The following is a 24552-nucleotide window of genomic DNA, read 5'->3' on the forward strand; positions in this document are numbered from 1 at the left end:
TGGTTGAGCAGGAGCAGAAGCCGTTGTCGCTGCTGGGCGTGGCAGGCCAGTGACACGACAGCCCGCGGCTCCAGCCGGTCCTGGAGGCCATCCGGGCCCCCGACTCGGCCTGGGCCGACCGCGCACCCGGCCGTACGAGGGCCGGGCCGACCGGACGTGCGGGTCACGCGCGAACCGAGGCCGATTCCTTGGAGTGGCCACCCTGGCAATGGATCTTGGTGGCCGGCGTCCGGTCGCACGCCGGTGGTTACCGGTCGGCCGAGGATTTCGCCGGGCAGCGCGTCGCCGTGGTCGGCGGCGGCGACTCCGGCGCCCCGATCGCCGCCGATCCCGCCTGCAGGACCGAGCCGACCTGGGTGACGACGCGCTCGCCGCGCTACCTCCCCGACGACATCGACGGCCGCGCCCTGTTCGACGCGCCCGCTGTCGCCCGCTGCCCGCTGTCGCCCGCCGCGGCCCGCCGCCGGACGCCGGGCGCCGGGCGCTGGCCGCGGGCCGCGCGGACACCGGGGGAGTGGCCCCGCCCGGTGACATCGTCGCGGTGCCACCTGTTCGACAGCCCGCGGCGCGGAACTCCTCAAGCCCCGGCCGATGTTCAGCCGCCTCATCCCGAACGGGGTCGCGTGGGCGGACGGCACGACCGCCGAGGCCGATGCGATCACCCGGTGCACGGGCTTTCGCTCCGCCCTGTCCCATCCCGCTCCGCTGGGTCTGCGCGGCACGCGCGGCCGTATACCGAGGACCGGTACCCGGGCCGTCGCCGAACCGCGTCTGCACCTGCTTGGCCACGGAGGCTGGACCGGCCCCGCCTCCGCCACGCTCATCGGCCTCGGCCGTCCCGCCCGCGAAGCCGCCCGTCAGATCGCGGATTATCCGGTTCGGCCAACTCCTCGCCGAGGAGCGGCGGTTGGGTGGAGTGAACGGCCGGTGAACGCCTCACCCGGGAGCGCCTCACGGTTCGCGAACAGATCTTGCGTTCTCGTATGGTGAGCGGATGGCTATCTCTGCGACGGACATACCGATCGAAGATCTGAGCGAAGAGCGTTGCAGTCCTTGCGCCCCGGGCCGGCTGATCGACCGCGAGGAGGTCGAGCTGATGGCCTCCAGGCTGAAGGCGCTCGCCGACCCGGCCCGGCTGCAGATGATCCATCTGATCCACCAGGCTCCGGCCGGTGAGCTGTGCGTGTGCGACCTCACCACCTCCATGCAGCTGGCGCAGTCGACGGTGAGCCGCCACCTGAAGATCCTCATGAACGCCGGTTTCCTGCGCAGACAGCAGCGAGGCACATGGGCATGGTTCTCGCTGCGGCCGCAGGCCCTGCGCGAGCTGCAACAACGGGTCTTCCCCGCTACGGACTGATGCCCGCGCGGCGCCGCACCGCGTCCCTCACCCCGGCGACTCGATGTCGGCGATGAGGCGCTCCACGAGTTCTCTGATCTCGTCGCGGACGGGGCGCACCGCCTCGACGCCCTGACCGGCGGGGTCCTTGAGTTCCCAGTCCAGGTAGCGCTTGCCCGGGAAGACGGGGCAGGTGTCGCCGCAGCCCATCGTGATGCACACGTCGGATTCCTTGACCGCCTTCACGGTGAGAATCTTCGGGATCTCGGCGGACATGTCGATGCCGACCTCCCGCATCGCCTCCACCGCGGCCGGATTCACCGAAGAAGCCGGTGCCGAGCCCGCCGAACGGACCTCGATCCGGTCGCCGGCCAAGTGGCGCAGCCACGCCGCAGCCATCTGGGAACGGCCGGCGTTGTGCACGCACACGAACAGGACGGAGGGCCTGCCGGGCATCTGTTTTCTCCTCATATCCCCTCACAGCCATGGGAGTTGCTGGTGGGCGCGGTGGACACCGGTTGTGATTGATGTGTCACGATCAGACCGTGCTGACGTCGGTAAATATGGAGCTCCTCCGGGCCCTGGCGGACCCGCTCAGACTCCGCATCGTGTGCCTGCTCGCCCGTGAATCACTGTGCACGTCCCATCTCGTCCAGGAGACGGGCGCCCGGCAGACGAATCTCTCCAACCACCTGCGCGTCCTGAGGGAAGCGTCCGTCGTCGCGACCGAGCCGTGCGGGCGCTTCACCTACTACAAGCTTGACCCCGAGATGTTCGATGCTCTCTCGGCGTTCTTCGGCGGCCTGGCCGAAAGCTCACGAGAGGCCGCGCACACCAAACGCCTCTGCGGCTAGCCCTCACGACCCCCCTGGGCTCGATTCGCGCGGATGAGCGGCCCACACCCGACGCCCTGCACACCTGACCCAGGGCATGCGCGGGCGTCGCGATCCAGCCGCAAAGGTACCTCCTGAGGGCCTTCCCGGCGAGCCCCGCGAAGGACGCCGTCACGCCAGTCGGCGCCACCCATCGATTGAATCGTGGAACGCCGACGCCGCTCCCGGTATCGATGGTTACCGATTGATTTCGGCTGGTCATCGACTGCGCCGACACTCTGGCGCAGTCATCGGCGGGGGCTGGCGGTGCAGGCGCACCGCCCTCTTCGCAGCCGTCCCGGAGCCATGGGGCAAAGGCATCTGACGGTAGATCGCGCGGTTCGGCCAACCGCCCAGTGACCCTCAACCCGGTCAGAACAGGCCAGTCGCGCTTCGCCCGGGCGTCCGATGGGCGCCCATCGCTCTTCGGTCATTCATCGATCTATTGACATACATCGCTTAACGCTGGCAGGGTTCCGGCCGTCGGCCGACAGAGTCGCTGCCGATCCGGGCCCAGACCCAGCCCGATCACGACCCGTCGCATTCCTTGATCACTCCCTGGGGGGGAAGTGTGAGCCAACCCCGTGTGCTCGTCACCTCTGCTTTCGAAGCCGAGCTCCAACCTCTGACATCCGCGTGCGCGGCCGCCGCGCTGCAACACCACGGCGCCGACGTGGTCGGCTGGGACGCCCACCTGCGGCCCGACGCCCTTCCCGAAGGGCCCTTCGACCTCACGCTGGTGTCCGTCCAGCAGTTCGAGGGCCTCGAGCGCGGCATCAGCCTCGCCCGCAGGGTGTCCGAGACCTACGGCACCACCGTCGTCACCTTCGGCCAGTACGCGCAGATGAACCACCGCGAGTTCCTCGAGGTCGTCGACGGCATCGTCATGGAGGAACCCGAGCTCGTCAGCGAGGAGCTCGCCCAGCTCGCCGCAGGCACCCTCGCCCTCGATGCCGTCCCCGCCCTGATGACCCGCCATGGCATGCGGCCCAAGCCCCCGCGCCGGCGTATCTCCGTGCCCAGGCCCGCCCGCGACCTCTTCCCCTCCCTCGTCCACTACCCGGCGCACCACTCGCCGTTCGGGCTGATGGGCAACATCGAGGTCTCGCGAGGCTGCCACCACAAGTGCACGTACTGCTCCGTCTACGGCGCCTACGACGGGGGAGTCGCGGCCTTCGACGCCGACACCGTCCTGGCCGACGCGCTGCAGCTCGCGGAGGAGGGCGTGCGCCACTTCTGCTTCATCGACGCCGAGTTCTTCAACTCCCGCACCATCGGCATCGGAGTCGTCGAGCGCCTGGTCGAGGCCATCGGCCCGATCACGTTCGAGTTCACTACGCGCGTCGACCACGTCCTGGACTACACCAAGGAGCTGGAGAAGCTCGTCTCGCTGGGCCTGCGCCGCGTCACGTGCGCGCTGGAGTTCCCCTCGAACCGGATCCTGCGGATCTTCGACAAGCACATCGACGTCGACCACATGCGCGACGCGATCGCCGAAGCGGAGCGGATCGGTTTCGAGCTGTACCCGACCTTCATCCCGTTCACGCCGTGGATCGAGTACGAGGAACTCCTCGGCTTCGAAGACTGGCTGGTGGACACGGGCCTGGCCCGCGTCACCGACCCCACCGCGCTGCAGACCCGGCTGCTGCTGTTCAAGGGCTCCCCGCTGCTGTCCTCGCCGTGGATGGAAGACATCGCCACCGTCGACCGCGGCTTCTGGGTCGAGTGGACCCACCCCGACAAGCGCGTCGAGGAGCTGTGGCAGGAACGCCGCACGGACGCCGAGGACGCCGGCAAGATCCGCTGCTGCGTGAAGTGCTGACCCGCCCGCCCACAAGACAAGGACACTGACATGGGTGGATCACCCCGCGTTGTCATCTCGACCGGCCAGGCCCTGCCGGACATGGACTGGTCCGGCGAACTCGCCGCCCTCACCGACTCCTCGCCCTACCTCGGCCCCACCTGGCTGCGCGCGACGGAGAAGGTTCTCCCCGAGGCGCAGCCCTGGCACACCATCGCCCACCGAGCCCGCGGCGAACTCGCCCTCCTGCCCGGTTACATCCTCACCACGCCGCCGGTCGTCGACCACGAGCCGCGCACCTACCTGGGCCGGCAGGCACCCTCCGGACAGGAAGTCTGCTGCGGCGCCGAGACCGACGCCGCGCGCAGCGCCGAGGTCGACGCCCTGGGCACCGAGCCCTTCTTCCCGACCCTGCTGCTCGGTTCCCCCCTGGGTTACCGGACGGAGATGGCCTACAACTTCTGGACGCCCACCCTGATGGGGGCCATCGTCGAGAAGCTGGTGCCCGCCGCGTTCGAGGCCGGTGTCCGCTGCATCGTCGCCCCCTGGATACCGGAGCGCCGGGGCAACGAGGCTCTGGTCAAGGCGTTCGACGCCGCCGGCGGGCAGAGCACCTTCTGGGGCTACGAGGACTTCATGAGCCTGGACGCACCGGACTGGCAGGGGCACCTCGCCGCCCTGCCGCTCAAGAAGCGCCAGCGCATCAAGGGCGACGTGCGCCGTGCCGAGGCGGCCGGCGTCACCATCCAGCGCGTCGACGGCACCGAGATCCGGCCCTACGTGGCCCGTATCGCGGAGCTGACCTGCCTCAACCGCGAGAAGAACGGGGCGGGGGAGGAGCCCGAGCACATCGTCGGCATCCTCGCGGCCCTGATCGACGAGGGCGCGGACGTGCGCGCCTACCTCGGCTACAAGGACGGCGCCCTGGTCGCCACATGTGTCACGATCCGCAAGAACCACCGGCTCTTCCCCAAGTGGGCGGGCTTCGACTACGCGACGATCGGCGAGCGCAGCGGCATCTACTTCGCCCTGGTCCTCGACGCACCCGTCCGCGACGCCTACGCCGAAGGGCTGCGCACCGTCGAGTTCGGCGCCGGCGCCCACCAGGCGAAGGCCCTTCGAGGCTGTACCCCGCGCGCCGTCACCACCTCGGTGCTGCTGTCCGACCCCGCTCTGCGGCCCCGGGCCGCGGCGTGGCTGGAGGCCTTCGGCCAAAGCCGGCGGGCCGCGTTCGGTGACGCGGCCCCCGCGCCCGCCCAGCCCGCGAGCCTTCCCCTGCTGGGCAACTCCGCCGACAGCGGCTGCTGCAGCTGATCCGCCCGGGAACAACGACAAGGACGAGAAGGACAACATGATCACCTTCATCCCCCTGACCGGTTTCCTCGGGGCGGGCAAGACCACGACCATGACGGCCACGGCCCTGGCGCTGCAGGAGCAGGGGCGCAGGGTCGCGGTCATCACCAACGACCAGGGCGTGGAACTGGTCGACACGAAACTGGTGCGCAGCAAGCTCGACAGCGTCGCAGAGGTCACCGGCGGCTGTTTCTGCTGCAAGTTCGAGGACCTCGTCGAGGCGATCGTCGCCCTCGTCTCCTCGGACGACGTCGACACGGTGATCGCGGAGGCCGTCGGAAGCTGCACCGACCTGCAGGCCACCGTGGTGCGGCCCCTGCGCCGGTACTACGGCCAGGACATGGTCGTCGCGCCGCTGACCACCGTGGTCGACCCCCTGCGTCACCTTGCCTTCGCGCGTGCGGCTGAGCGAGGGGAGCCGGAGTCGGACCTGTCCTACCTCTTCCGCCAGCAGCTCACCGAGGCGGACGTCATCGCCGTGAACAAGCTGGACACCATCGGCGCCGAGCGGGCCGAAGACCTCCTCGACAACCTGCGCAAGGCCCACCCGAACGCCAGGGTCGTCGGCTACTCCGCAGGCACGGGGAAGCACCTCGACTCGCTGCTCGGGGCGTGGCAGGCCCCCGCCACCAACGAGGACGTCCGGCTCGACATCGACTACGACCGCTACGCCGCCGCCGAGGCACAGCTCGCCTGGATGAACCAGGAACTGGACCTGACCGCGGCAGGCGACAGCTTCGATGCGACCACCTGGGCCCGCACGGTCCTCGAGGACCTGTCCACCTGGGCCCTGCAGAACGACGCGGTGATCGGCCATGCGAAGATCACCGTCGAACTGGCCGACGGCGACTTCGCCAAGCTCAGCCTCACCGAATCCGGCGCCGAGCCCACACTCGACCGCGCCGCCGCCTCCGCGCCCACCGGTGGCCGGGCCGTCGTCAACGCCCGCATCGCCTGCGAGCCCGACGCGCTGGACAGCGCCGTGACCCAGGCGGTCGAGGCAGCCGGCCGCGCCGCCGGCGTCACCTCCTCGGCCACCACCCCGGTGTCGTTCAAGCCCTCCTACCCCCGCCCGGTGCACCGCCTCGCCCCCGCCGGCGCCTGACCCGAAGGACCACCTGACATGACCGACACCACCACCGCCGGGACGCTGCAGGACGAGGTGCGCGAGTACTACCGGGCCAAGGCCGCCGAGGCCGAAAGCAGCGGTGCCTGCTGCTCCCCGGACCCGCGGACCTTTGGCCCGGCCGCCTACGACGAGATCGGCCCCGGCACGGCCCCGGACGCCGCGCTGCTCGCAAGCCTCGGGTGCGGCAACCCGAGCGCCGTCGCCGAACTCCGCGAAGGAGAAACGGTTCTGGACCTGGGCTCCGGGGGCGGCCTGGACGTCATCCTCAGCGCCCGCCGCGTCGGCCCCGACGGCCGCGTCTTCGGCCTGGACTTCCTGGAGGAGATGCTCGCCCTCGCAGCCCGCAACGTCGCCGACGCCGAGATCGACAACGTCGTGCTCCTCAAGGGCACGATCGAGTCCGTCCCACTGCCCGCCGACACCGTCGACGTGATCATCTCCAACTGCGTGATCAACCTGTCGCTGAACAAGCCCGCCGTCTTCGCCGAGATGGCGCGCGTCCTGACGCCCGGTGGCCGCCTCGGCATCAGCGACGTCGTCGCCGAGGACCGCCTCAGCCCCGAGGAGCGGGCCGAGCGGGGCGGACACAGCCAGTGCATCGCCGGCGCCCTCTCGGTCTCCGAGTACAAGGAACTCCTGGACGCGGTCGGACTGAAGGACGCCGAGGTCGTCCTCACGCAGGAGGCCGCTGACGGTCTGCACGCCGCGATCATCCGCGCCCGCAAGCCCGCAGACCCCAGCGCCGAAGCGCGGGAATGCGCGCCTGGCGGCTCCTGCTGCTGACAGCCGCCCGCATCGCGTCGACGGCCGCGGCGAGAACCGCCGCGGCCTCCACTCCCGGAGGCACCGCCATGTCTTTCACCGTCGTACTCGTCTTCGTCCTGGTCGCGGCACTCGCCGCGGCCAACGGCAGCAACGACGTACCCAAGGGCGTCGCCACCCTGGCCGGCGCGGGCGTGACGAAGTACCGCACCGCCATCATCTGGGGCACCGTCACCACCCTTGCCGGGTGCGTCTGCTCCCTCGCACTGGCCGAAAAGATGACCAAGCTCTTCTCCAAGGGCATCGTCACCGCGGAGCCCACCGAAGCCTTCGCCGTAGCCGTACTGGCCGGTGCCGTGAGCTGGGTGGCGCTGGCCACCCTCCTGCGCCTGCCCGTCTCCACCACCCACGCCCTGATCGGTGCGCTGCTCGGCGCCGGTCTGCTGCTCGCCTCGGACAGCATCGCCTGGGCCGCGATCCCGCAGAAGCTCATCATTCCGCTGCTCACCAGCGTCGGCGTCGCCTACGGCATCTCGCTCGTGCTCGCACTGGTCTTCAGCCGCACCAGCCGCCGCGCCTCCGAACGCGACGCGGCCGCCACGGTGCAGCCGTCGTCGCCCGGGACGGGCGCCGCCGACGGCTCCGGGGCCGTACTCGCCCCCGAGCGCGTCACCGCACAGCAGACCGACGCCCCGCGCCCCTCCGGCAACCGTGTGCTCACTGCCGCCCACTGGCTGACCAGCGGCGCCACCGGGTTCGCCCGGGGCCTCAACGACACCCCCAAGATCGTGGCCATCGGCGCCTTCGCGCTCGTCCCGGCCGGAATGACGACATGGCAGATCATGCTCCTCGTCGCCGGAGCCATGGCTCTGGGGTCGATCACCGGCGGCATGCGCATCGCCCAGCGACTGGGCGAAGGCGTCATCAAGATGAACCACAAGGAAGGCTTCCTGGCCAACCTCACCACCGCCACCCTCGTCGGCCTCGGCGCCGGCTACGGCCTGCCCATGTCCACCACCCACACCTCCACCGGCGCGATCGCCGGCTCCGCCGGCCCCAACCTCAGCCGGCTCAGCGGCAAGACCCTCCGGCACTTCCTGATCGCCTGGCTCGTCACGCCCCCCGTCGCCGCGGCCGTCGCCGCGGCTGTCTTCCTGGTGGTCCGCTAAGGATCACCGTGCCCGACATCTCATGCGAACGGACGACCGCCGAGGAGTACGCCCGCTGGTTCCGGGCGCTGGCCGACCCGACGCGCATTCTCATCGTGCGCTTCCTCAGCGGCCGGCCAGAGCCCGTCCCGGCGGGCGTGATCGTCGACCACCTCGAACTCCACCAGTCGACCGTCTCGCACCACCTCAGAATCCTTCACCACGTGCGGCTCCTCACCCGGCGCAGAGCGGGGGCCAACATCCTGTACGCCGTGAACGCCCGCTGCATCACCCGGCTTCCCCGCGCCGTCGGCATCCTCCTCGGATCTCCCGCCCGACCCCGTCCGCAGGCCGGTCCCGGCTGACGCCCGACCGCCTGGGCAACGCCCGCCGTCCGACGGACCCGGCCCCTGTCGCCACACGTCAAGAAAAGGTTCCTGCCATGGCCGCCGCACCCACGCTCCGTCCGTCCGCTGCCGATCCCGAGCGCCCCGTACTCCTCCTCATCGGCAGCGGTGACCGCCGCTACCGCGAGTACATCGTCGCGGCGGTCTCCCAGCATTTCCGCCTGTGGCTGCTCGACGCCCACGAGGCGACCTGGCAGCTGCAGTACGCCGAGGGCACCACCCTGCTGGACACCAAGAACCCCGACGAACTGCTGGCGGCGGCCCGCCCCGTCATGGAGCAGCTCCCGGTCGCCGGCGTCTTCACCTACGACGAGTCCCTGGTCCACGCCGCCGCGCAGCTCGCTCAGACCCTTGGTCTGCCCGGCAGCGCCCCGCAGGCCGTACTCGCGTGCCGTGACAAGGCGACCACCCGGGCCGTGCTCACCGCAGCTCAGATCCCGCAGCCGGCCTGCACACCCGTCTCCAGCGCCGCAGAGGCCCGCGCGGCGGCCGACGCGACCGGTTACCCGGTGGTGATCAAAGCGCGCGGCCTCGCCGGAAGCCTCGGGGTCGTCCGCGCTGACGACGGCGAAGGCGTCGAGGCGGCCTTCGAGGCGGCCAGCTCCGCCCACTACCCCGGAGTGCCCCGCTACGCCGCTGACGTCCTGGTCGAAGAGTTCTTGACCGGACCGGAGATCAGCGTGGACGCGGTCGTCGTCGACGGCGTGTGCACGCCCATGATCGTGGCGCGTAAGCAGCTCGGGATGGAACCGTACTTCGAGGAAACCGGCCACACGGTCGACGCCACCGACCCCCTGCTGCAGGACCCCGAACTCCTGGATCAACTGCACCGCATCCACAAGGCTCTCGGCTTCGATCACGGCGCCACCCACACCGAGTTCAAACTCACCCCCAGGGGCCCGCGCCTCGTCGAGATCAACGCCCGTCTCGGCGGCGACTTCATTCCCTACATCGGCATGCTCGCCACCGGCACCGACCCGGCCGTCGCAGCCGCCCAGGTGGCCGCCGGCCTCACCCCCGACACCGCCCCCAAGACCCACAGGACCGCCGCCGTGCGCTTCCTGTACCCGCAGGCCGACTGCGAAGCCGTCGAGGTGAGCGTCCACACCGACCGGTTCGGGCCCACGGTGCACAGCGCAGTCGCCACGGCCGGCCCCGGCACCCGACTGGCCCTCCCACCCAGGGCGTACATGAACCGCTACGGCTACGTCGTGGCCGTGGGCGAGGACGCCGAGCAGGTGGCCGCGGATCTGGCCGCCCCACAGGCCCTCATCGAGCTCCGCTGCCGACCGCTGACCGACTGACACAAGCGCCCACGCCGCCCCTGTCGCCGAACGAGCCGAATGAGGAGCAGCCGCCCGTGAGCAGGCCAGCCGCCCAGCCGTCGTTGCGCCGGGACGGCGACGCGATCGTCACGCTCGACCAACGAGCGCTGCCCCTTGACCGACGGGTGCTGCGCCTGACCACCGTGGACGACGTCACCGACGCGATGGCGATCCTCGCGGTCCGCGGCGCACCGGCCATCGGGCCGGCGGGCGCCATGGGCGTCGCTCTGTCCGCCTTCGAGCACTGCCGACCGGCACCGCCGGCAACTGCGCGGAAGTCGTGCACCTGGACGCGCAGCGCCTCACCGCGGCCCGCCCCGCGGCCGTCAACCCGGCCTGGGCCGTGCAACGAGCACTCGAGCGGGTGCCGGAAGGCGCCGACGCCGTGCTGCGGGAGGCCACAGCCATGCTCCAGGAAGACATCACGACGAACCGGACGAGGGTCGAGCACGCCGTCGACACCGTGCTCGACCGCACCCCCCACCGGCCGCTTCGCGTCCTGACCCACGGCAACACCGGACGTCGCCCTGGTGACCGACTACGACGCCGCCGGCGTCAGCCGATCGTGGGACTGCGACGCTCCATCAGCACCACGTCCCGCCACACGCCATGGTGGCGGGCCACCCGCTCCCGCCGGCCGATCACACGGAACCCGGCCGCCTCATGCAGCGCCACACTGGCGGCGTTCTCCGGAAAGATCCCTGCCTGGATGGTCCAGATCCCCGCCCTCTCCGTAGAGTCGATCAGCGCCCCCAGCAGCGCGCGCCCCACTCCTCTGCCCCGTGCGGCGGGGGCGACGTAGACCGAGTGCTCGACCACCCCTGCGTACACCGGGCGCGCCGAGACGGGTGAGGCGGCCGTCCAGCCGACGACCCGACGATCGGTGCGGTCCAGTGCCACCAGCCGGTGGGCCGGCAGCTTCGAGGCGTCGAACGCGCTCCAGACCGGAGCGCGTGTCTCGAACGTGGCGTCGCCCTCGTCGATCCCCTGCTGGTAGATCGTCAGGACATCGGCGGCATGCGCCTGCGTCATAGGGACCAGGACGAGCTCCGACGAAGACGGCGCTTGCGTTTCCACGGTTTCTCCTTCACCACCGCGAGTGCTGCACACGGCGTGTACCACTGGTCGTTGTGCCTGAAATGACAGTGCCCCTGCGGCGGGCGTCGTAGCCGCGCCGCAGGGGCCGAAGGGGCTTCCCGCCGGGAAACGTTACTCAGAGGAGCGGCAGTGCCACGAGACCGATGGCGGTGCTGCCCAACAGTCCGACCCCGAGGTAGAACACGAAGACCTTTGTCTTCACGACACTCTTCACCGCGACCATCGCGGGGATCGTGGTCACGGCCCCTCCGAGAAGGAAGGTGACACCCGCCGCGGCCACCATGCCCTGGTCGAGCAGGCCTTCGACGACGGGGATCGCGCCGACACCGTTGAGGTAGAGCGGGACGCTGATGAGAGCGGCGAGCACGACCGAGAAGGCCCCGTCCGTGCCGAGAAGGCTGGACACGAAGTCGGTGGGAACGTAGCGGACGATGACCGCCTCGAGGACGATGGCCAGCAGGAGCCACCGGCCCAGGATGAGGGAGTCGCTCCAGATCTCCCTGAGGATCTCACCCGCACGAAGGTTTTTGATGTCGCGCCGGACAAGGACCCGCCACGGCGTGCCGTCGTCGTCCGCGGCGTTCTGCGCCGGCGCGGCAGAACAGGAGCCGGCGGCCGGGTCGGGCATCGCGTCCGTACCTCCGCAGCCGTCCTCGGAACCGCCGCCCGACGTGCCGCCTCCGACCGTGACTGTCGCGGGCGCCGGGGACTTCGCTGCCGAGCACGCCGGTTCCGTCACGGGCACTTCGGTCTCCGAGCACGACTTGGCAGGCGCCGCTGCCGTGCTGTCGAGCAGAGGGCTGGCGAACCGTCCCCGGCGCTCCAGCGCGAGCACCAGAAGACCCGCGCCGAAGCTCAGCACGAGGGCGCCGACCAGGCGCGCCGTCGCGATGGGGAAACCCAACTGGGCGGCGGACAGGGCGTAGATCTCCGGGTCCATGGAAGGAGAGGCGACCCAGAAGGCCATGACCGCGGAGAGAGGTACGCCGGCTATCAGGAAGCGGCGGATCAGGGGAATGACAGTGAAGGAGCAGAAGGGGCTGAACGCACCGATGGCGGTGACGATGGCGATACCGAGGACCCCTCGGTTCCCCTGGGCGAAGCTGCGGCGGGCCACCACGTCGATGGACAGCCGCTGGACGGCGATTCCAAGGACGATGGCGACCAGGAACCAGGGAAGGTAGTGCAGTACCTCAAGCAGAACGAAAAGGCTGAGAGCCCGCAATTCGCCCATGGGGGAAACCTCTCTGAGACGGTGACGCGAGAAGGAGGCGGCGCCGTGAGGGACGCACGGAAGGCGTGGAGCACCGCCGAGGAGGCTTCGTCAACACCTCGTTTAATCGAATATCGATGATAGACGATTAAAGATGGGCGCGGCAATGCCTATGGGGCGCTGCCATCGGCGAGCAGGACCGGGCGTGGGTCGGGGCGGTCCTGCTCGTCGATGGCAGCGCCTGGTCGGCCCAGGCCGGAAGCGGTGTGAGAGGACGCCGACGATGGGCGTCGGCGTCCTGATGTCGAGCGCTCGGCCGCGCCGACGGGGCGGATTGCCTCCCGCGGCGGCCGCGGCCTCCCGTTTCTCAACCGCCACCAGCCTTGCCCTCGTACCCAGTCATCGAATAACATCGATGGATCATGAGCGGTACAATGAATGCCCAGCTGATCGATCGAAGCACGGCCGAGTCCTACGCGACGTGGTTCAAGGCCCTCTCCGACCCCACGCGCGTACAGATCCTCAACCTTCTCGCCCTCGCACCTGGGCCGATGAATGTCGGAGAGATCGTGGACCGGGTGGGCGTCGGACAGTCGACGGTGTCACACCACCTGAAGCTGCTCGCCGACGTGCGGTTCGTCCTGCGCGAGCGCCAGGGCACGTCCATGCTCTACTCGATCAACGTCGCCTGCGTCGCCTGTTTCCCCAGCGCGGCCGATGCCGTCATGGGCCGCCCTGCGGCCTCGGCCTGAGAAGCGGACCCATGCCTGACGCGAGCGCCCGCATATCCGGCCCCGCATTCCTCTGCTGCCCGCCCATCACGACCGCCGCGCTGTCCGAAGGGGCGGCGGAGGTGATGGCCGGGATGTTCAAAGCACTGTCTGATCCGGTGAGGCTGAGGCTCCTCTCGCGGGTGGCCTCGCATCCGGCCGGCGAGGCATGTGTGTGCGACATCGCGGACGTAGGTGTCTCCCAGCCCACGGTCAGCCACCACCTGAAAAAGCTCCGTGAAGCAGGTCTGCTCACTTCGGAACGCCGCGCCACCTGGGTGTACTACCGCCCGGCCCCGGGAGCGCTCGCCGCCCTCGGTGCTTTCCTGACCGAAACCGAGCTCGCTCGCACGGAAGAGAAGGTGTTCACGGCGCAGAGCGCCTGAGGGTGGCGCGCGTGATGCTGCCGCGGACCCCGAAGACGCGAGCGCATTCATCCGGGTCTCGAGGTCCGGCGTTGAGGCGATGACCGGGCCCGGGAGACGGCTCGGCTTCCGCCGGACCGGATAGGGCCACGCCGACCGATTCGGGGTCGTGCACCCGAGCCCTGCCGGTCCCCATGGGCTGGGCCGCGACGCTTCTGCATCTCTGCATCCCTCTACGTCGCATGGCCCGCAGCGAGGCCGGCCGATCTCCAGCCCACCGTCCGCCCGGCCGGAACCGCAGCGCTCCGGCGTCCGCTCTGTCGGCCGGCGCTCGCTCTCGGAGTCTGTCGACGACCCTTCCTGCTGGTGACCCCGGAATCGAGAAGTCGCCAGCGGGGGGCTTCTCGACGCCTGGTGGATCACTACAGCCTCGCCGGCCCGGGCTGCGGTGAGTGGTACCTCGATGGCGGCGGCGGACGCACTGTGGAGGCTCCCATGGTCAGGTCAGGCCGTGGCCGCCTTGGTGAGGATCTGTCCCATGGCGGCGAGGACGGACTGTTCGACCCGGTAGTAGACCCAGGTGCCGCGCCGTTCGGAAGAGAGCAGTCCCGCTTCCTTGAGCTTCTTCAGGTGGTGGGAGACGGTCGGCTGGGAGACACCCACGTCGGAGATGTCGCAGACGCACGCCTCCCCGCTCTGATGGGAGGCGACGGCCGAGAAGAGCCGCAGTCGGACCGGATCGCCAAGCGCCTTGAACATCACTGCCGTCCGCTCGGCCTCCTCGGCCGTCAAGGGGCGCTCGTTCAGCGGCGGGCAGCACGGTTCAACGCCGGGCTCCAGAAGCGGCAGCACCTTCACATTCGACATGCTTTTATTTTGACATACGTCGAACCAGGTGGGTAGGGCTACAGCTGACGCAGGTCCCGAGCCGGGCGGCGTGCCATGCGCCGGGTGTCATGTCGGACCCCCCGCGAAGACGCCGATGACAGTCATGGTGGCCGGTCGGCACTGGAAGTGGCTGAGCGGGGCGGTGTCCAGGCCTGTGATCGTCAGCCGGAAGTGCAAGTCGCGGCCCGGGGGCTTTTGCGGGAACCATCGGATTGCGGATTGCGGATTGCGGATTGCGGATCGCGGATCGGCTGGCAAGGCTCACGCGCGCGACCTGGGCGAGCTCGGAGGTCACCTGTACGGCGGGTTCCCGGCGCCGACGACCACGACCCGCTGTCCGGAGTAAGGCTCCGGCGTCCGGTACTCCGAGACGTGCAGGACCGCCCCGGCGAACGTGTCGAACCCCGGCGGGGAGGTCGGTTCGGCCGGCCGGAGCCGCCGGTGGCCGTGACGCCGCTCGCGCCCCGAGGACTCGCCCGTCAGCAAGCTGGAGCGTGGAGCCCCGCCGTCCGTATGTGCGGAGGAGGCCCGCTGTCCCGTGCGGGTGTCGGCATCCCACTGCTCGGCATACCGCAGCAGGCAGGCCACCACCTCGTCCCGGTGCGGATACCGGTCCGGGTTGCCGCCGAACGGCAGCCGGGGGAGTGGGCTGTGCGCCGCTGGTGAGAACAGGGTGAGGCTGTCGTAGTGCTGCGGCCAAGAGCCGGCTGCCTGTGCTGACGCCTCCAGGATCACGGGCTGAAGCCCCTCCCGGCAGGCTGCGGGCCGCGGCCGGACCCGACTGGCCGCCCCCGCCCCCGGCAACGGCAACGGCGACGTCGACACGCTCCACTGAGGACCTCTTAAAATCGATGGATGTCTATGTTGACAGTTGTCGAATCAAGTGTGAGGCTGGCAGCGCAAGAGATCGACGGATGTCGAAATAGCTCAGGGAGTCGCCGTGAACACCCACACCACCGACCGGACCCAGTTGCCTGTCGTCGTGATCGGAGCGGGCCCCGTCGGCCTGGCCGCCGCAGCCCACCTGGCCGGGCGTGGCGTCGAAACCCTGGTTCTGGAGGCCGGGCCCGCCGCCGGCAGTGCGGTGCGCGAGTGGGGGCACGTGCGGCTCTTCTCCACCTGGGCCGAAGTCGTCGACCCGGCAGCCGAGAAGCTTCTCGCCCCGACCGGCTGGATCGCACCCGACGGCGCCACCTGTCCCTCGGGCGCGGACTGGGCGGACACGTACCTGCAGCCGCTCGCCGACGTCCTCGGTGACAAGGTCCGCTACGGCGCCGCCGTAACCGGCGTCTCCCGCCTCGGCCGCGACCGAGTCGTAGACGCCGACCGCGACCAGCAGCCCTTCACCGTCCGCGTCGAGCGCGCCGACGGGACCGAGGAGCGGATCCTCGCCCGCGCTGTGATCGACGCCTCCGGTACCTGGTCCACCCCCGGACCCATCGGCGCTGACGGCCTTCCGGCCAGGGGCGAGAGAGCGGCAGCCGCCCAGGTCACCTACCGCGTCCCCGACCTCACGGACCCGGGTACGCGTGCCCGGTACGCCGGAAAGCGCACCGCGGTCATCGGCTCCGGGGCCTCCGCGTTCACCGCCCTCGCCTACCTCGCCGCCCTCGCCGGGCAAGAGGAAGACACACACTCGGTGTGGATCCTGCGCCGCGGCATCAGCGGCTCCACCTTCGGCGGCGGCGCGGCCGACCAGCTTCCCGCCCGCGGGGCACTCGGCCTTGCCGCCAAGGCAGCCGTCGACGACGGGTACGCCGACGCGGTCACCGGATTCCGCACCGCTGCCGTCGAGCAGACCGGCGACCAGCTGGTGCTGGTCTCCGAGGACGGCCGGCGCCTGGACCCGGTCGACGAGATCATCGTTCTGACGGGCCTGCGCCCCGATGTCTCCTTCACGTCCGAGCTGCGGCTCGGCCTGGACGAGCGCCTCCAGGCCCCGGTCGCGCTCGCGCCACTGATCGACCCCAACCAGCACTCCTGCGGCACCGTCCACCCGCACGGCGTCAACGAGCTCTCCCACCCGGAGAAGGACGTCTACCTCGTCGGCATGAAGAGCTACGGCCGTTCCACGGCCTTCCTCGCCATGACTGGATACGAGCAGGTCCGCTCCATCGCCGCCGCCCTGGCCGGTGACAAGCAAGCCGCCGAACGCGTCGAACTCACCCTTCCCGAGACCGGAGTCTGCGGTGGCGCCGGCCTCTTCGACCAGCCCGCAGCTGAAGAGGCCGGCGGCGGATGCTGCGCCGCTCCGGCCACGCTCACCGTCGGCGCCCCCGCCATCTCCACCGGCGGCTGCTGACCGACGTGCCGACAACTCACGCCGGCGTGGCCGCGACCGGGACGGGGGTCCGGTCGCGGCCACGCGCCGTACTGCCAGCTCCTCGTGGAGGCAGCGGGCCGGTGTCTTTCGAGCCGGCCACCGTACCGGTGCTGCCTCCCGCCCACCGGCGAATGACCCAAGGACGCCCGTACGTGCACGCGTGAGGGCCCGGGGGGTGCTCACCAGCACCCCCCGGGCCCGACCGGTTGCAGCGGTTCAGTGGCGGTTCTCGCCCGGCGATGACCTGGATGACCTGTTTGTAGTTGTCCCCGCTGGCGTTGGGTGGACGGCCTTCCACGCGGTGATGGCGTTCGGGCTCTCGTGGTAGGTGCGGCAGCGCATGGGGCCCTGGGCCTCGTTCGGCCCGCTGGAGGCCCAGCGCCGCAGGCAGCGGTAGTTGCGGGTCTCGGGGGCGATGGCCGTGCCGTGTGCGGAGGCTGCCGGCGCCCGAGCGGCAGGCTCGACAGACTGGCGGCCAGGGCGGGCACGGCCGGCCAGGAGTCGCTCCGCACACGGCTGCGTGTCCCGCACGACGCCGGCGCGTAGCCGTAACCTCCCGTCCGGGGCGGACGCCGGTGCCCGTCAGCACGGCTGGCGCCACGCTCCGAGGTCCAGTCTCTTGCGCATCGAACTGAGGCCGAGCTCTGCGGAGCGCTCGCAGAAGTCGCCGACCGGGACGGCGTATTCGACGTGCAGGACCGCCTTGCCGGCCTTGACGAAGGGAGCGAGCGCCGCGCAGTCGCCGTACTGCGCGCACTCCTCGTTCACCGCGAAGTCGAAGTCCGCGACCAGTTCGGGGATTTGCGGCAAGTCGTTCTTCAGGCCCACCGACATGCCGCGAGCGTGAGCGAGGCCGGCGAGCATGCGGTTGTACGCGAGCTGGTGGGCGGCGGTCAGGGGAAAGCCGGTGTCGTTGAGGTAGCCGTCCATCAGGTCCGGCTCGACCGCGTCGAAGCCCTTGTCGCGGCACATGTCGAAGCGCTTGGCCATCAGTGGGCGCAGTACGTCCAGGCGGCGGATGTCGAGCCAGCGTTCACCGGCCCAGCCGTTGCCCCTGCCCCGGACGGCGGCCGGGAAGTCGCGGCGGTCGGGGCGGAACGACTCCCATGCGCCCGCGTTGAGGTAGCAGATGACCCTGCGGCCGTCCCTGTGCAGACGGCGTACCGCTTCCGCGTCGTTCTCGAATCCGTCGATGTCGTAGACAGGCACGTCGACCCGGTGGTCGAGCCGCCCGTCGAGCTGCCACTGCCAGGCCGTACCGACAGGCGGCCGCCACGGCCTGCCGTGCGGTGGCGGAGGGGCCGGACCGGGTGCGGGGGCAGGGGCCGAGCAGGCTGCCGGCAGGGCGAGAAGGAACAGCAGGCAGAGCAGGCGCGAGCGGTTCATGGAGCCTCCCGGTGCAGTACGGGCGGCAGGAGCGACCAGGGGTTGGGGCCGTGGCCGGGTACCGCGCAGTGCACGGCTGCGCGACGCAGAGCCGCGGTGCGGGCGGCGAGCGGGCACAGTCCGGACGGTACGCCGTGGATGAGGTGGCAGAAGCGTTCCGGCGGGTGCGCGGCGGTCCAGGGCGGTGCGGTGGGCGCCTCCGAGTAGGCGGTCCAGTCGCCTTCGAAGGTGACCAGCAGGTCGGCGACCGCCGCGTACCCGGGGGCCGGGTGGACCCCCGGGTTGAGGACGACCGTACGGCCGCCCCTGGAGCGCGCCGCCCGGGCGATGCGCCGGTAGTGGCGCACCGCGCCCGGTTCGGAGGCGGCCTGGTCCAGGAAGAATCCGTCGGTGGCGTACCAGTCCCGGTAGCGGTCGAAGTCGGCGGTGAGGGCCCGCAGGGGCCGGTGGCCGCAGTCGGTGTCGGCGTACCCGAGCAGCGCCACCCCCGCCGCCCGCAGGGCGCGGGCGGCGGCGGCGAACGACGGATCGGGCGCGGTGCCCGGTCCGTCCGCGATGTTGAGGACCACGCCGTACAGCAGGGGCGCGGACTCGACGAGTGCCCGCCAGGCGCCGGGATCGACGGCGGGGTGGACATACATGGGCACGAGCAGCTTCGCCGGGGCCACCGGCGGTGGTTGCGGCTGTGGTTGCGGTTGCGGTTTCACCTTCACCGGATGGCCGGGGCAGGGGCCGCGGGCAGGCACTGCCACAGGCCGGACAGTGAGTCCGCCAGACTCCGCTGCGGCTGCCAGCCGAGCGCGACGCGTGCCGCCGCGATGTCCGCGCACTGCCAGGAGACCGCGGACGAACGGGCGGATCCGCCGCCGGTCTCCTCGATGGTGCCGCGGAACCCGGCGGCCCGGACCAGCCCGTGGGCGATCTCGCGGACGACGGTGGCCCGGCCGCTGCCGATGTTGAGTACGGGGGGCAGCGGTCCGGGAACCGTCGCCGCGAGGGCGGCGGCGCGGGCGACGTCCCGTACGTCGACGAAGTCGCGGTACGCCGACAGGTCGCCGACCCGTACGGTGCCCGTCTCGCCCGCCCGGCGCAGTTCCCCGGCGAGCCGGCCGGGCAGCCCGGCGGACGGCGCGCCGGGACCGACCGGGTTGAAGACGCGCAGCACCACGGCGTCGAGGCCCGATGCGGTCACGGCGGCGGTGCCGGCGAGTTTCGTGGCCCCGTACGGCCCCTGGGGCCGGGTGGCGGCGTCCTCGGTGACGGCCCCGCCCGGTGCGGTGGGTCCGTACTCGGCGGCCGAACCGAGGTGGACGAGGCGGGCGCCGGGCACCGCCGCGCGCAGGGCTTCGCAGAGCGCGGCCGGTCCGCGGGCGTTGACGTCGGTGAGCTGCACGGCGCTGCCGGTCACCAGGCCCGCGCAGTTGACGACGACATCGGGCGCGGCGGCGCGCAGCGCGGCCGCGAGGACTTCCGGGGCGGTGGTCAGGTCGAGCGGCACGCCGGCGGCCGGTGGCCGGCCGCCGGCGAGCAGCCGCACGCCCGGCAGGGCGCGCAGCTGCTCGGCGGTGTGCCTGCCCAGGAATCCGGTGGAACCCAGGACGAGGATGCGCATGTCCCGTTCACGCCCCCTTGAGGAGCAGGCCGCGGTGGGTGGTGAACTCCGCGTTGGCCCGGTCGTAGTCGTCGGGGCGGCCGATGTCGAGCCAGTAGCCCTCGAACTCGTAGGCGTGCGGGGCTTTCTCGGCCGCGAGCAGGTCGAGGACGAGTTCGTCGAAGCCGAGCGGCAGGCCCGGTGTGTATCCGGCGAGGGTTTCGCGGGAGAGCCCGTACACGCCCATGGAGACCCGGTAGTCCACGCTCGGCTTCTCGGCGAAGCCGACGACCCGGCCGCCCTCGGTGGTCAGGACGCCGAAGTCGATGGCGACCTTGCGGGCGTACGTGGCGACGGTCAGCGGGGCGTCGGAGGCGCGGTGCGCCCGGATGACCTCGCTGTAGTCGAGGTCGGTCAGGATGTCGCCGTTCATCACCAGGAAGTCCTCGGGCAGCCGGTCCATCATGGTGAGCAGCGGACCCATCGTGCCGAGCGGGCTGTCCTCGGTCGAATAGCCCACGCGCAGGCCCCACTGGGAGCCGTTGCCGACGTACGCGCGGATGATGTGGCCGAGATGGCCGATGGCTATGGTGCAGCTGGTGAAGCCGCAGGCGGCCAGCTGGCGGAGCACGATCTCCAGGATCGCGTGCTGGTCGCCGATGGGCACGAGCGGCTTGGGCAGCGCCGTCGTGTACGGCCGCAGCCGGACACCCTTGCCACCGGCGAGGATCACTGCATGCATGGAAGTCCCCTGTACGTCGCGTGCGGGCGAGCTCAGATGTTGTAGATGCCGGTCTTGTAGCGGGACAGGTTGCCGGGGTCGCGGAAGAAGTCGATGGTGTGGCCCAGCCCCTGCTCCAGGTCGTGCCCGGGCTGCCAGCCGGTGGCGGCGCGCAGCCGCGAGGCGTCGGCGACCAGCCGCATCACCTCGGAGTTGGCGGGCCTGATGCGCTGTTCGTCCTCGCGTACGTCGAGGTCGGCGTCCATCAGTTTGCCGATGAGGCGGGTGAGTTCACCGACCGAGATCTCACCGCCGGTGCCGGCGTTGAAGGTCCGCCCCACGACCGCCTCGGCGGGAGCGGTGCCGACGGCGAGGAAGGCGCGGGCGGTGTCCTTGACGTACAGGAAGTCACGGGTGGGCCGGAGGTCCCCGAGGGTGACGGTCCGTTCCCCCGCCGCGACCTGGCCGATGACGGTGGGGATGACCGCCCGCATCGACTGGCGCGGACCGAAGGTGTTGAAGGGGCGCAGAGTGACGACGGGCGTCTGGAAACTGGCGTGGTAGCTGTCGGCGAGCCGGTCGCCGCCGGCCTTGGAGGCGGCGTACGGCGACTGCGTGCTGATGGGGTGGTCCTCGGTGATCGGCACGGTCTGCGCGGTGCCGTACGTCTCGCTGGTCGAGGTGTGCACCAGGCGTGGGGTGCCCTGCCTGCGCACGGCTTCGAGGACGTTGAGGGTGCCCGTGACATTGGTGTCCACGTAGCTGTGCGGGGCCTGGTAGGAGTACGGGATCGCGATGAGGGCGGCCAGGTGGTAGACGGCCTCGGCGCCTTCGACGAACTGGTTGACCGAGCCGGGGTCGCGGACGTCGCCGAGGACGATGTCGACCTGGCCGAGGGTCTCGGCGGAGAGGGTCTCCAGCCATCCGTAGGAGGAGAAGGAGTTGTACTGGGCCATCGCACGGACCCGGTGGCCGGCCGCGACGAGCGCCTCGGTGAGGTGGGATCCGATGAAGCCCTCGGCGCCGGTGACGGCGACGAGTGAGGGTGCTGGTGCGGGCGCTGGTAGCGGTGCGGTCACGGGGACGCTCCTCTGTCGGGGATGGGAGGCACGGGGCGGGAAAAGCGGGGCGCGGGGGTTCAGCGGTGCGCCGTGGGCCTGCCGAGGACCCGGCAGGCCAGGAACAGGAGGACGAGAGCCGCTGCGGTCCGGCAGACCAGTTGGGCGGACCCTGAGGAGAACCCGGCGGCCGTGGCCGCGGCTTCGGCGGCGGCAGCCGTGAGGCAGACCGCCGCGGGTGGCCAGGCGACACCGAACGCCTGGAGCAGCAGGGCCGTCCAGAGGACCGCCCCGAGCCCGAGCAGGGGGGCCGGGCCGGCCCCGGCGAGCAGGGCGCCGGCCGCCAGCAGGGCGACGTACGCGCTCAGGCACAGCGCCAGGGCGCGGGTGGCGCGCAGGGTGAAGCCCCGCGGTTCGGTGCTGGCGCGCAGAGCGGCGACGGCGAGCCCGCGGTAGCGGTAGAGCAGCCACTCGGCGAAGCCCATGCTGAGCGTCAGGACGACGACGGCGTACGGGTCCACTGCCCCCGTGAGCATCGCGAGCACCCCGGCCGCCAGGCCGAACAGTCCGTACGGCAGGGAGCGCAGCAGCGGGGGCGCGGCGCCGGCCGGCACGGTGTCCGAACGCAGTGCGGCGCGGATCCCGTGGGCGGCCGCGAGCGTCGCCAGGCAGACGGTGGCGAGCAGCACAGCCGTCACCACGGCGGTGGGTGGCTGCCACCACAGCGTGGCGGCGGCGCCCCCGGCGAGGGGCAACAGCGCCGACAGCAGGGCGCGTTCGCGGCCGAGGACGAGGAGTACGGTCGCCGCGCCCAGGTAGCAGGACTGCCCGGCGGCGAAGACCGCGGCCGGTCCGGGGCCCGCCAGGACCAGGCCGGCCATGGTGGCGGCCAGCGCTCCGAGGGGGGCGCCGAGCCGCAGGGCGCGGCCCGCGGCGGCGGGGCCCGCGGTACCGAGCCGCAGGTAGGCCCGGTGGCTGAGTGCCTGGTTCCACGCCCAGGCCGCCAGCCCGGCGGCGACGAGCCCGGTGACGGCGCGCGAGCCGCCCCACAGCCCGGAGCCCAGCACGTAGGCCAGTCCGGGGAGCGCGAAGACGAGTCCGCGCAGGGCGCACCGCAGGTGGTCGGGGCGCCAGGGGTCGGCGGCGGGCGGCGGTTCCGGGTAGTGCCGGGGCACCCGGGCGTACAGGTCCTCGGCCAGGGCGAACAGACCCGGGCGTCCGTAGCGCGTTCCTATCTGATCTCCTGTCAGGCCGTCGGACTCCAGGAGCGCGGCGACCTCGTAGGGGTGGACGGCGGCGGACACCGGCTCCATCAGCCGGTCGGCGAGTCCGTCGATCGGGTCGGCGGCCCAGCTCGGCCGGCTTCTGCCGCCCTGCCGTTGCCGGGGCAGGGCGGGCAGGCTGTCGCCCTCTCCCGGAAGCAGGCGCAGCGGGCCGCTCATGCGAGGACTCCCACGCGCAGGTCTTCCCGCCGTACGGCGGACCCGGCCGCACCGCTCGCCGGTCCTCCGGCCGCGAGTTCGGTGTAGATCGAGCGGAAGGTGTCGACGGTCTGGCGGAGCGTGAACTGCTCGATGACGCGCAGCCGCGCGCCCTCTCCCATGGCGGCCCTGCGCACCGGGTCGCGGAGCAGTTCCAGGGCCGCGCGGGCCATGGCCTCCGGTTCCCTGGGCGGCACGACCAGGCCGGTGTCGCCGACGGCCTCCCGCACCCCGCCGACATCGGTGGAGACGGTGGCCCGCCCGCAGGACATGGCTTCGATCAGGGTGAAGGGGAAGCCTTCGCTGATGCTGGAGAGCATCACGGCGTTGCCCGCCGCGTAGGCGTCGCGGATGTCGTCGACCCGGCCCTCGAAGACGACGGCGTCGGCGTGCCCGAGCTCTGCCGCGAGCGCCTCGCAGCGCTCCCGGTAGGCTTCCCCGCCGCGCGGGGTGCCGCCGAAGAGCCTCAGTCGCGCGTCCGGTATCTCGGCCCTGACCAGGGCGAAGGCCCGGATGAGGGTCTCCAGGTCCTTGATCGGGTCGACCCGCCCCGCCCAGCTGAGGGTGGGGACGTCCGGCTCGGGCCCGGCGGCCGGGAAGGCCGCCGGGTCGACGCCGTTGTAGACGGTGCGGATCAGCTCCGGGGCGGCGCCGCCCTGTTCCTCCCAGAGCCGGTTGTAGCGGTTGCCCGGGGTGATCAGGTCCGCCGTGCGGTACGTCTCCTCGGCGAGCAGCCGGAAGAAGCCGAGGAGCAGCGCCTTGACCGGCCACCGGTACGGGCCCGTGCGGTAACCGAGGTAGCGCTCGCGCAGGTAGACGCCGTGCTCGGTGAGCAGCAGAGGCACACCGTGCAGGCGCCGCGCGACGAGTCCGGGCAGTACCGCCAGGCCGCCGCTCACCGCGTGGGACACGCCGTGCTCCGGCGGCGCGGCGGTGAGCGGGCGCAGGGCGTGCTCCAGCAGGTCGGTGGCGGTCAGGGCGTCGTGCAGGGTGGGCCGGGCCGCGTGCACCGGCAGACCCGGGCGGCTCCATACGGCGGTCAGGACGCCGACGGCCTGGTCGCTGCGGAGGGCGGGGGCCAGCTCACCGTCTCTGGCCGACCGGGCCAGTTCGTGCAGCGCGGGCCCGAACCGGTCCTCGGCGCGGGGATCGAGGAGTGCGGTCAGGAAGCGTTCGTACGCCGCCATGAGCTGTCGTCGGCGACGCCCCCGCGGCGCCCTGCCGACCGGGTCGGGGCCCCACATGGGGACGGTGACGGGCGGTGCGACGTGGCCGGGCAGCTCCCAGGCGAGCGGTTCCCGGCCGGTGCCGGTCACCGCGATGACCCGGAAGTCGAAGTCGGGCATGGCCTGGACGAGTTGGTCGCACCACACGCTGACGCCGCCGTGGCTGTGCGGGTAGGTGCCTTCGGTGAGCAGGGTGACCCGGGCCGCACCGGACGGCGGCACGCGGAGTAAATCGGGCATGACGAGTTGGTCCCCCGTGGAGATGCCGGCGCCGTCTGGGCCGGAAACGTGCGGTC

At 71.5% G+C, this 24552-nt stretch carries 24 protein-coding genes and 1 pseudogene; 13 read left to right on the forward strand and 12 right to left on the reverse strand.

Going from position 1 to position 24552, the window contains the following annotated elements:
• Window positions 1-224 precede the first annotated feature (224 nt).
• Together ACWDZ4_RS13880 and ACWDZ4_RS13885 are read left to right on the forward strand one after the other, a co-directional pair.
• A pseudogene (locus ACWDZ4_RS13880) lies at window positions 225-870 on the forward strand (pyridine nucleotide-disulfide oxidoreductase); the annotation flags it as partial.
• Between the two features lie 124 nt (window positions 871-994).
• Window positions 995-1360 carry an ArsR/SmtB family transcription factor gene (locus tag ACWDZ4_RS13885; RefSeq protein ID WP_451508602.1) on the forward strand — a complete coding sequence of 122 codons (366 nt, stop codon included), beginning with the start codon at window positions 995-997 and terminating at the stop codon, window positions 1358-1360.
• Between the two features lie 27 nt (window positions 1361-1387).
• Here ACWDZ4_RS13885 and ACWDZ4_RS13890 read toward each other — a convergent pair whose 3' ends face one another.
• Window positions 1388-1795 carry an arsenate reductase ArsC gene (locus tag ACWDZ4_RS13890; RefSeq protein WP_451508603.1) on the reverse strand — a complete coding sequence of 136 codons (408 nt, stop codon included), beginning with the start codon at window positions 1793-1795 and terminating at the stop codon, window positions 1388-1390.
• 89 nt (window positions 1796-1884) lie between these two features.
• Here ACWDZ4_RS13890 and ACWDZ4_RS13895 point away from each other — a divergent pair, with 89 nt between their 5' ends.
• From ACWDZ4_RS13895 to ACWDZ4_RS13930, 8 genes are all read left to right on the forward strand, one after another.
• A complete protein-coding gene (locus ACWDZ4_RS13895) occupies window positions 1885-2193 on the forward strand; it encodes an ArsR/SmtB family transcription factor (RefSeq protein WP_451508604.1) in 309 nt (102 codons plus the stop codon).
• Window positions 2194-2782: 589 nt separating this feature from the next.
• Window positions 2783-4033: an arsinothricin biosynthesis radical SAM protein ArsL gene (arsL, locus tag ACWDZ4_RS13900; protein WP_451508605.1), complete on the forward strand. Its 1251-nt coding sequence runs from the start codon at window positions 2783-2785 to the stop codon at window positions 4031-4033.
• 30 nt (window positions 4034-4063) lie between these two features.
• On the forward strand, window positions 4064-5326 hold the full coding sequence (locus ACWDZ4_RS13905) for a GNAT family N-acetyltransferase (protein WP_451508606.1): 1263 nt from the start codon (window positions 4064-4066) through the stop codon (window positions 5324-5326).
• Window positions 5327-5363: 37 nt separating this feature from the next.
• Window positions 5364-6470 (forward strand): GTP-binding protein, encoded by a 1107-nt coding sequence (locus ACWDZ4_RS13910; protein WP_451508607.1) that lies wholly within the window; start codon window positions 5364-5366, stop codon window positions 6468-6470.
• Window positions 6471-6488: 18 nt separating this feature from the next.
• On the forward strand, window positions 6489-7277 hold the full coding sequence (locus ACWDZ4_RS13915; RefSeq protein WP_451508608.1) for a methyltransferase domain-containing protein: 789 nt from the start codon (window positions 6489-6491) through the stop codon (window positions 7275-7277).
• A gap of 68 nt (window positions 7278-7345) precedes the next feature.
• Window positions 7346-8425 carry an inorganic phosphate transporter gene (locus ACWDZ4_RS13920; RefSeq protein WP_451508609.1) on the forward strand — a complete coding sequence of 360 codons (1080 nt, stop codon included), beginning with the start codon at window positions 7346-7348 and terminating at the stop codon, window positions 8423-8425.
• 8 nt (window positions 8426-8433) lie between these two features.
• Window positions 8434-8769 carry an ArsR/SmtB family transcription factor gene (locus ACWDZ4_RS13925; RefSeq protein WP_451508610.1) on the forward strand — a complete coding sequence of 112 codons (336 nt, stop codon included), beginning with the start codon at window positions 8434-8436 and terminating at the stop codon, window positions 8767-8769.
• Between the two features lie 77 nt (window positions 8770-8846).
• Complete coding sequence (locus ACWDZ4_RS13930) at window positions 8847-10115, forward strand: ATP-grasp domain-containing protein (protein ID WP_451508611.1); 1269 nt, start codon at window positions 8847-8849, stop codon at window positions 10113-10115.
• A gap of 576 nt (window positions 10116-10691) precedes the next feature.
• Here the strand turns inward: ACWDZ4_RS13930 and ACWDZ4_RS13935 are convergent.
• Window positions 10692-11213 (reverse strand): N-acetyltransferase family protein, encoded by a 522-nt coding sequence (locus tag ACWDZ4_RS13935; RefSeq protein ID WP_451508612.1) that lies wholly within the window; start codon window positions 11211-11213, stop codon window positions 10692-10694.
• A gap of 136 nt (window positions 11214-11349) precedes the next feature.
• A complete protein-coding gene (locus ACWDZ4_RS13940; RefSeq protein WP_451508613.1) occupies window positions 11350-12468 on the reverse strand; it encodes a permease in 1119 nt (372 codons plus the stop codon).
• Between the two features lie 401 nt (window positions 12469-12869).
• Between ACWDZ4_RS13940 and ACWDZ4_RS13945 the strand changes: the two genes are divergently transcribed.
• Both ACWDZ4_RS13945 and ACWDZ4_RS13950 read left to right on the forward strand, forming a co-directional pair.
• Complete coding sequence (locus tag ACWDZ4_RS13945) at window positions 12870-13199, forward strand: ArsR/SmtB family transcription factor (RefSeq protein ID WP_451508614.1); 330 nt, start codon at window positions 12870-12872, stop codon at window positions 13197-13199.
• 11 nt (window positions 13200-13210) lie between these two features.
• Entirely contained in the window at window positions 13211-13603 is a 393-nt protein-coding gene (locus ACWDZ4_RS13950; RefSeq protein WP_451508615.1) for an ArsR/SmtB family transcription factor, read from the forward strand.
• Window positions 13604-14086: 483 nt separating this feature from the next.
• Here the strand turns inward: ACWDZ4_RS13950 and ACWDZ4_RS13955 are convergent, their stop codons facing one another.
• On the reverse strand, window positions 14087-14449 hold the full coding sequence (locus tag ACWDZ4_RS13955) for an ArsR/SmtB family transcription factor (RefSeq protein ID WP_451508616.1): 363 nt from the start codon (window positions 14447-14449) through the stop codon (window positions 14087-14089).
• A 312-nt stretch (window positions 14450-14761) separates the two neighbouring features.
• Window positions 14762-15205 carry a hypothetical protein gene (locus ACWDZ4_RS13960; RefSeq protein WP_451508617.1) on the reverse strand — a complete coding sequence of 148 codons (444 nt, stop codon included), beginning with the start codon at window positions 15203-15205 and terminating at the stop codon, window positions 14762-14764.
• Between the two features lie 205 nt (window positions 15206-15410).
• Between ACWDZ4_RS13960 and ACWDZ4_RS13965 the strand changes: the two genes are divergently transcribed.
• The gene (locus ACWDZ4_RS13965; protein ID WP_451508618.1) at window positions 15411-16772 is read left to right on the forward strand and encodes an FAD-dependent oxidoreductase; all 1362 of its coding nucleotides are present in this window, start codon (window positions 15411-15413) and stop codon (window positions 16770-16772) included.
• Window positions 16773-17375: 603 nt separating this feature from the next.
• Here the strand turns inward: ACWDZ4_RS13965 and ACWDZ4_RS13970 are convergent.
• From ACWDZ4_RS13970 to pelF, 7 genes are read right to left on the reverse strand one after another with little or no spacing between them, the layout of a single operon-like run.
• Window positions 17376-18179 carry an endo alpha-1,4 polygalactosaminidase gene (locus tag ACWDZ4_RS13970; protein ID WP_451508619.1) on the reverse strand — a complete coding sequence of 268 codons (804 nt, stop codon included), beginning with the start codon at window positions 18177-18179 and terminating at the stop codon, window positions 17376-17378.
• On the reverse strand, window positions 18176-18847 hold the full coding sequence (locus ACWDZ4_RS13975; RefSeq protein ID WP_451508620.1) for a spherulation-specific family 4 protein: 672 nt from the start codon (window positions 18845-18847) through the stop codon (window positions 18176-18178). Before ACWDZ4_RS13975 ends, ACWDZ4_RS13970 begins: the two co-directional genes overlap by 4 nt.
• 41 nt (window positions 18848-18888) lie before the next feature.
• A complete protein-coding gene (locus tag ACWDZ4_RS13980; RefSeq protein ID WP_451508621.1) occupies window positions 18889-19791 on the reverse strand; it encodes an NAD-dependent epimerase/dehydratase family protein in 903 nt (300 codons plus the stop codon).
• 7 nt (window positions 19792-19798) lie between these two features.
• Entirely contained in the window at window positions 19799-20512 is a 714-nt protein-coding gene (locus ACWDZ4_RS13985) for a nucleotidyltransferase family protein (RefSeq protein ID WP_451508622.1), read from the reverse strand.
• A 32-nt stretch (window positions 20513-20544) separates the two neighbouring features.
• The gene (locus ACWDZ4_RS13990) at window positions 20545-21570 is read right to left on the reverse strand and encodes an SDR family NAD(P)-dependent oxidoreductase (RefSeq protein WP_451508623.1); all 1026 of its coding nucleotides are present in this window, start codon (window positions 21568-21570) and stop codon (window positions 20545-20547) included.
• A 59-nt stretch (window positions 21571-21629) separates the two neighbouring features.
• Window positions 21630-22991 carry a hypothetical protein gene (locus tag ACWDZ4_RS13995; RefSeq protein WP_451508624.1) on the reverse strand — a complete coding sequence of 454 codons (1362 nt, stop codon included), beginning with the start codon at window positions 22989-22991 and terminating at the stop codon, window positions 21630-21632.
• Window positions 22988-24496 carry a GT4 family glycosyltransferase PelF gene (pelF, locus tag ACWDZ4_RS14000; protein WP_451508625.1) on the reverse strand — a complete coding sequence of 503 codons (1509 nt, stop codon included), beginning with the start codon at window positions 24494-24496 and terminating at the stop codon, window positions 22988-22990. Before pelF ends, ACWDZ4_RS13995 begins: the two co-directional genes overlap by 4 nt.
• Between the last annotated feature and the right edge of the window lie 56 nt (window positions 24497-24552).

This window comes from Streptomyces sp. NPDC003016 (assembly GCF_053591455.1).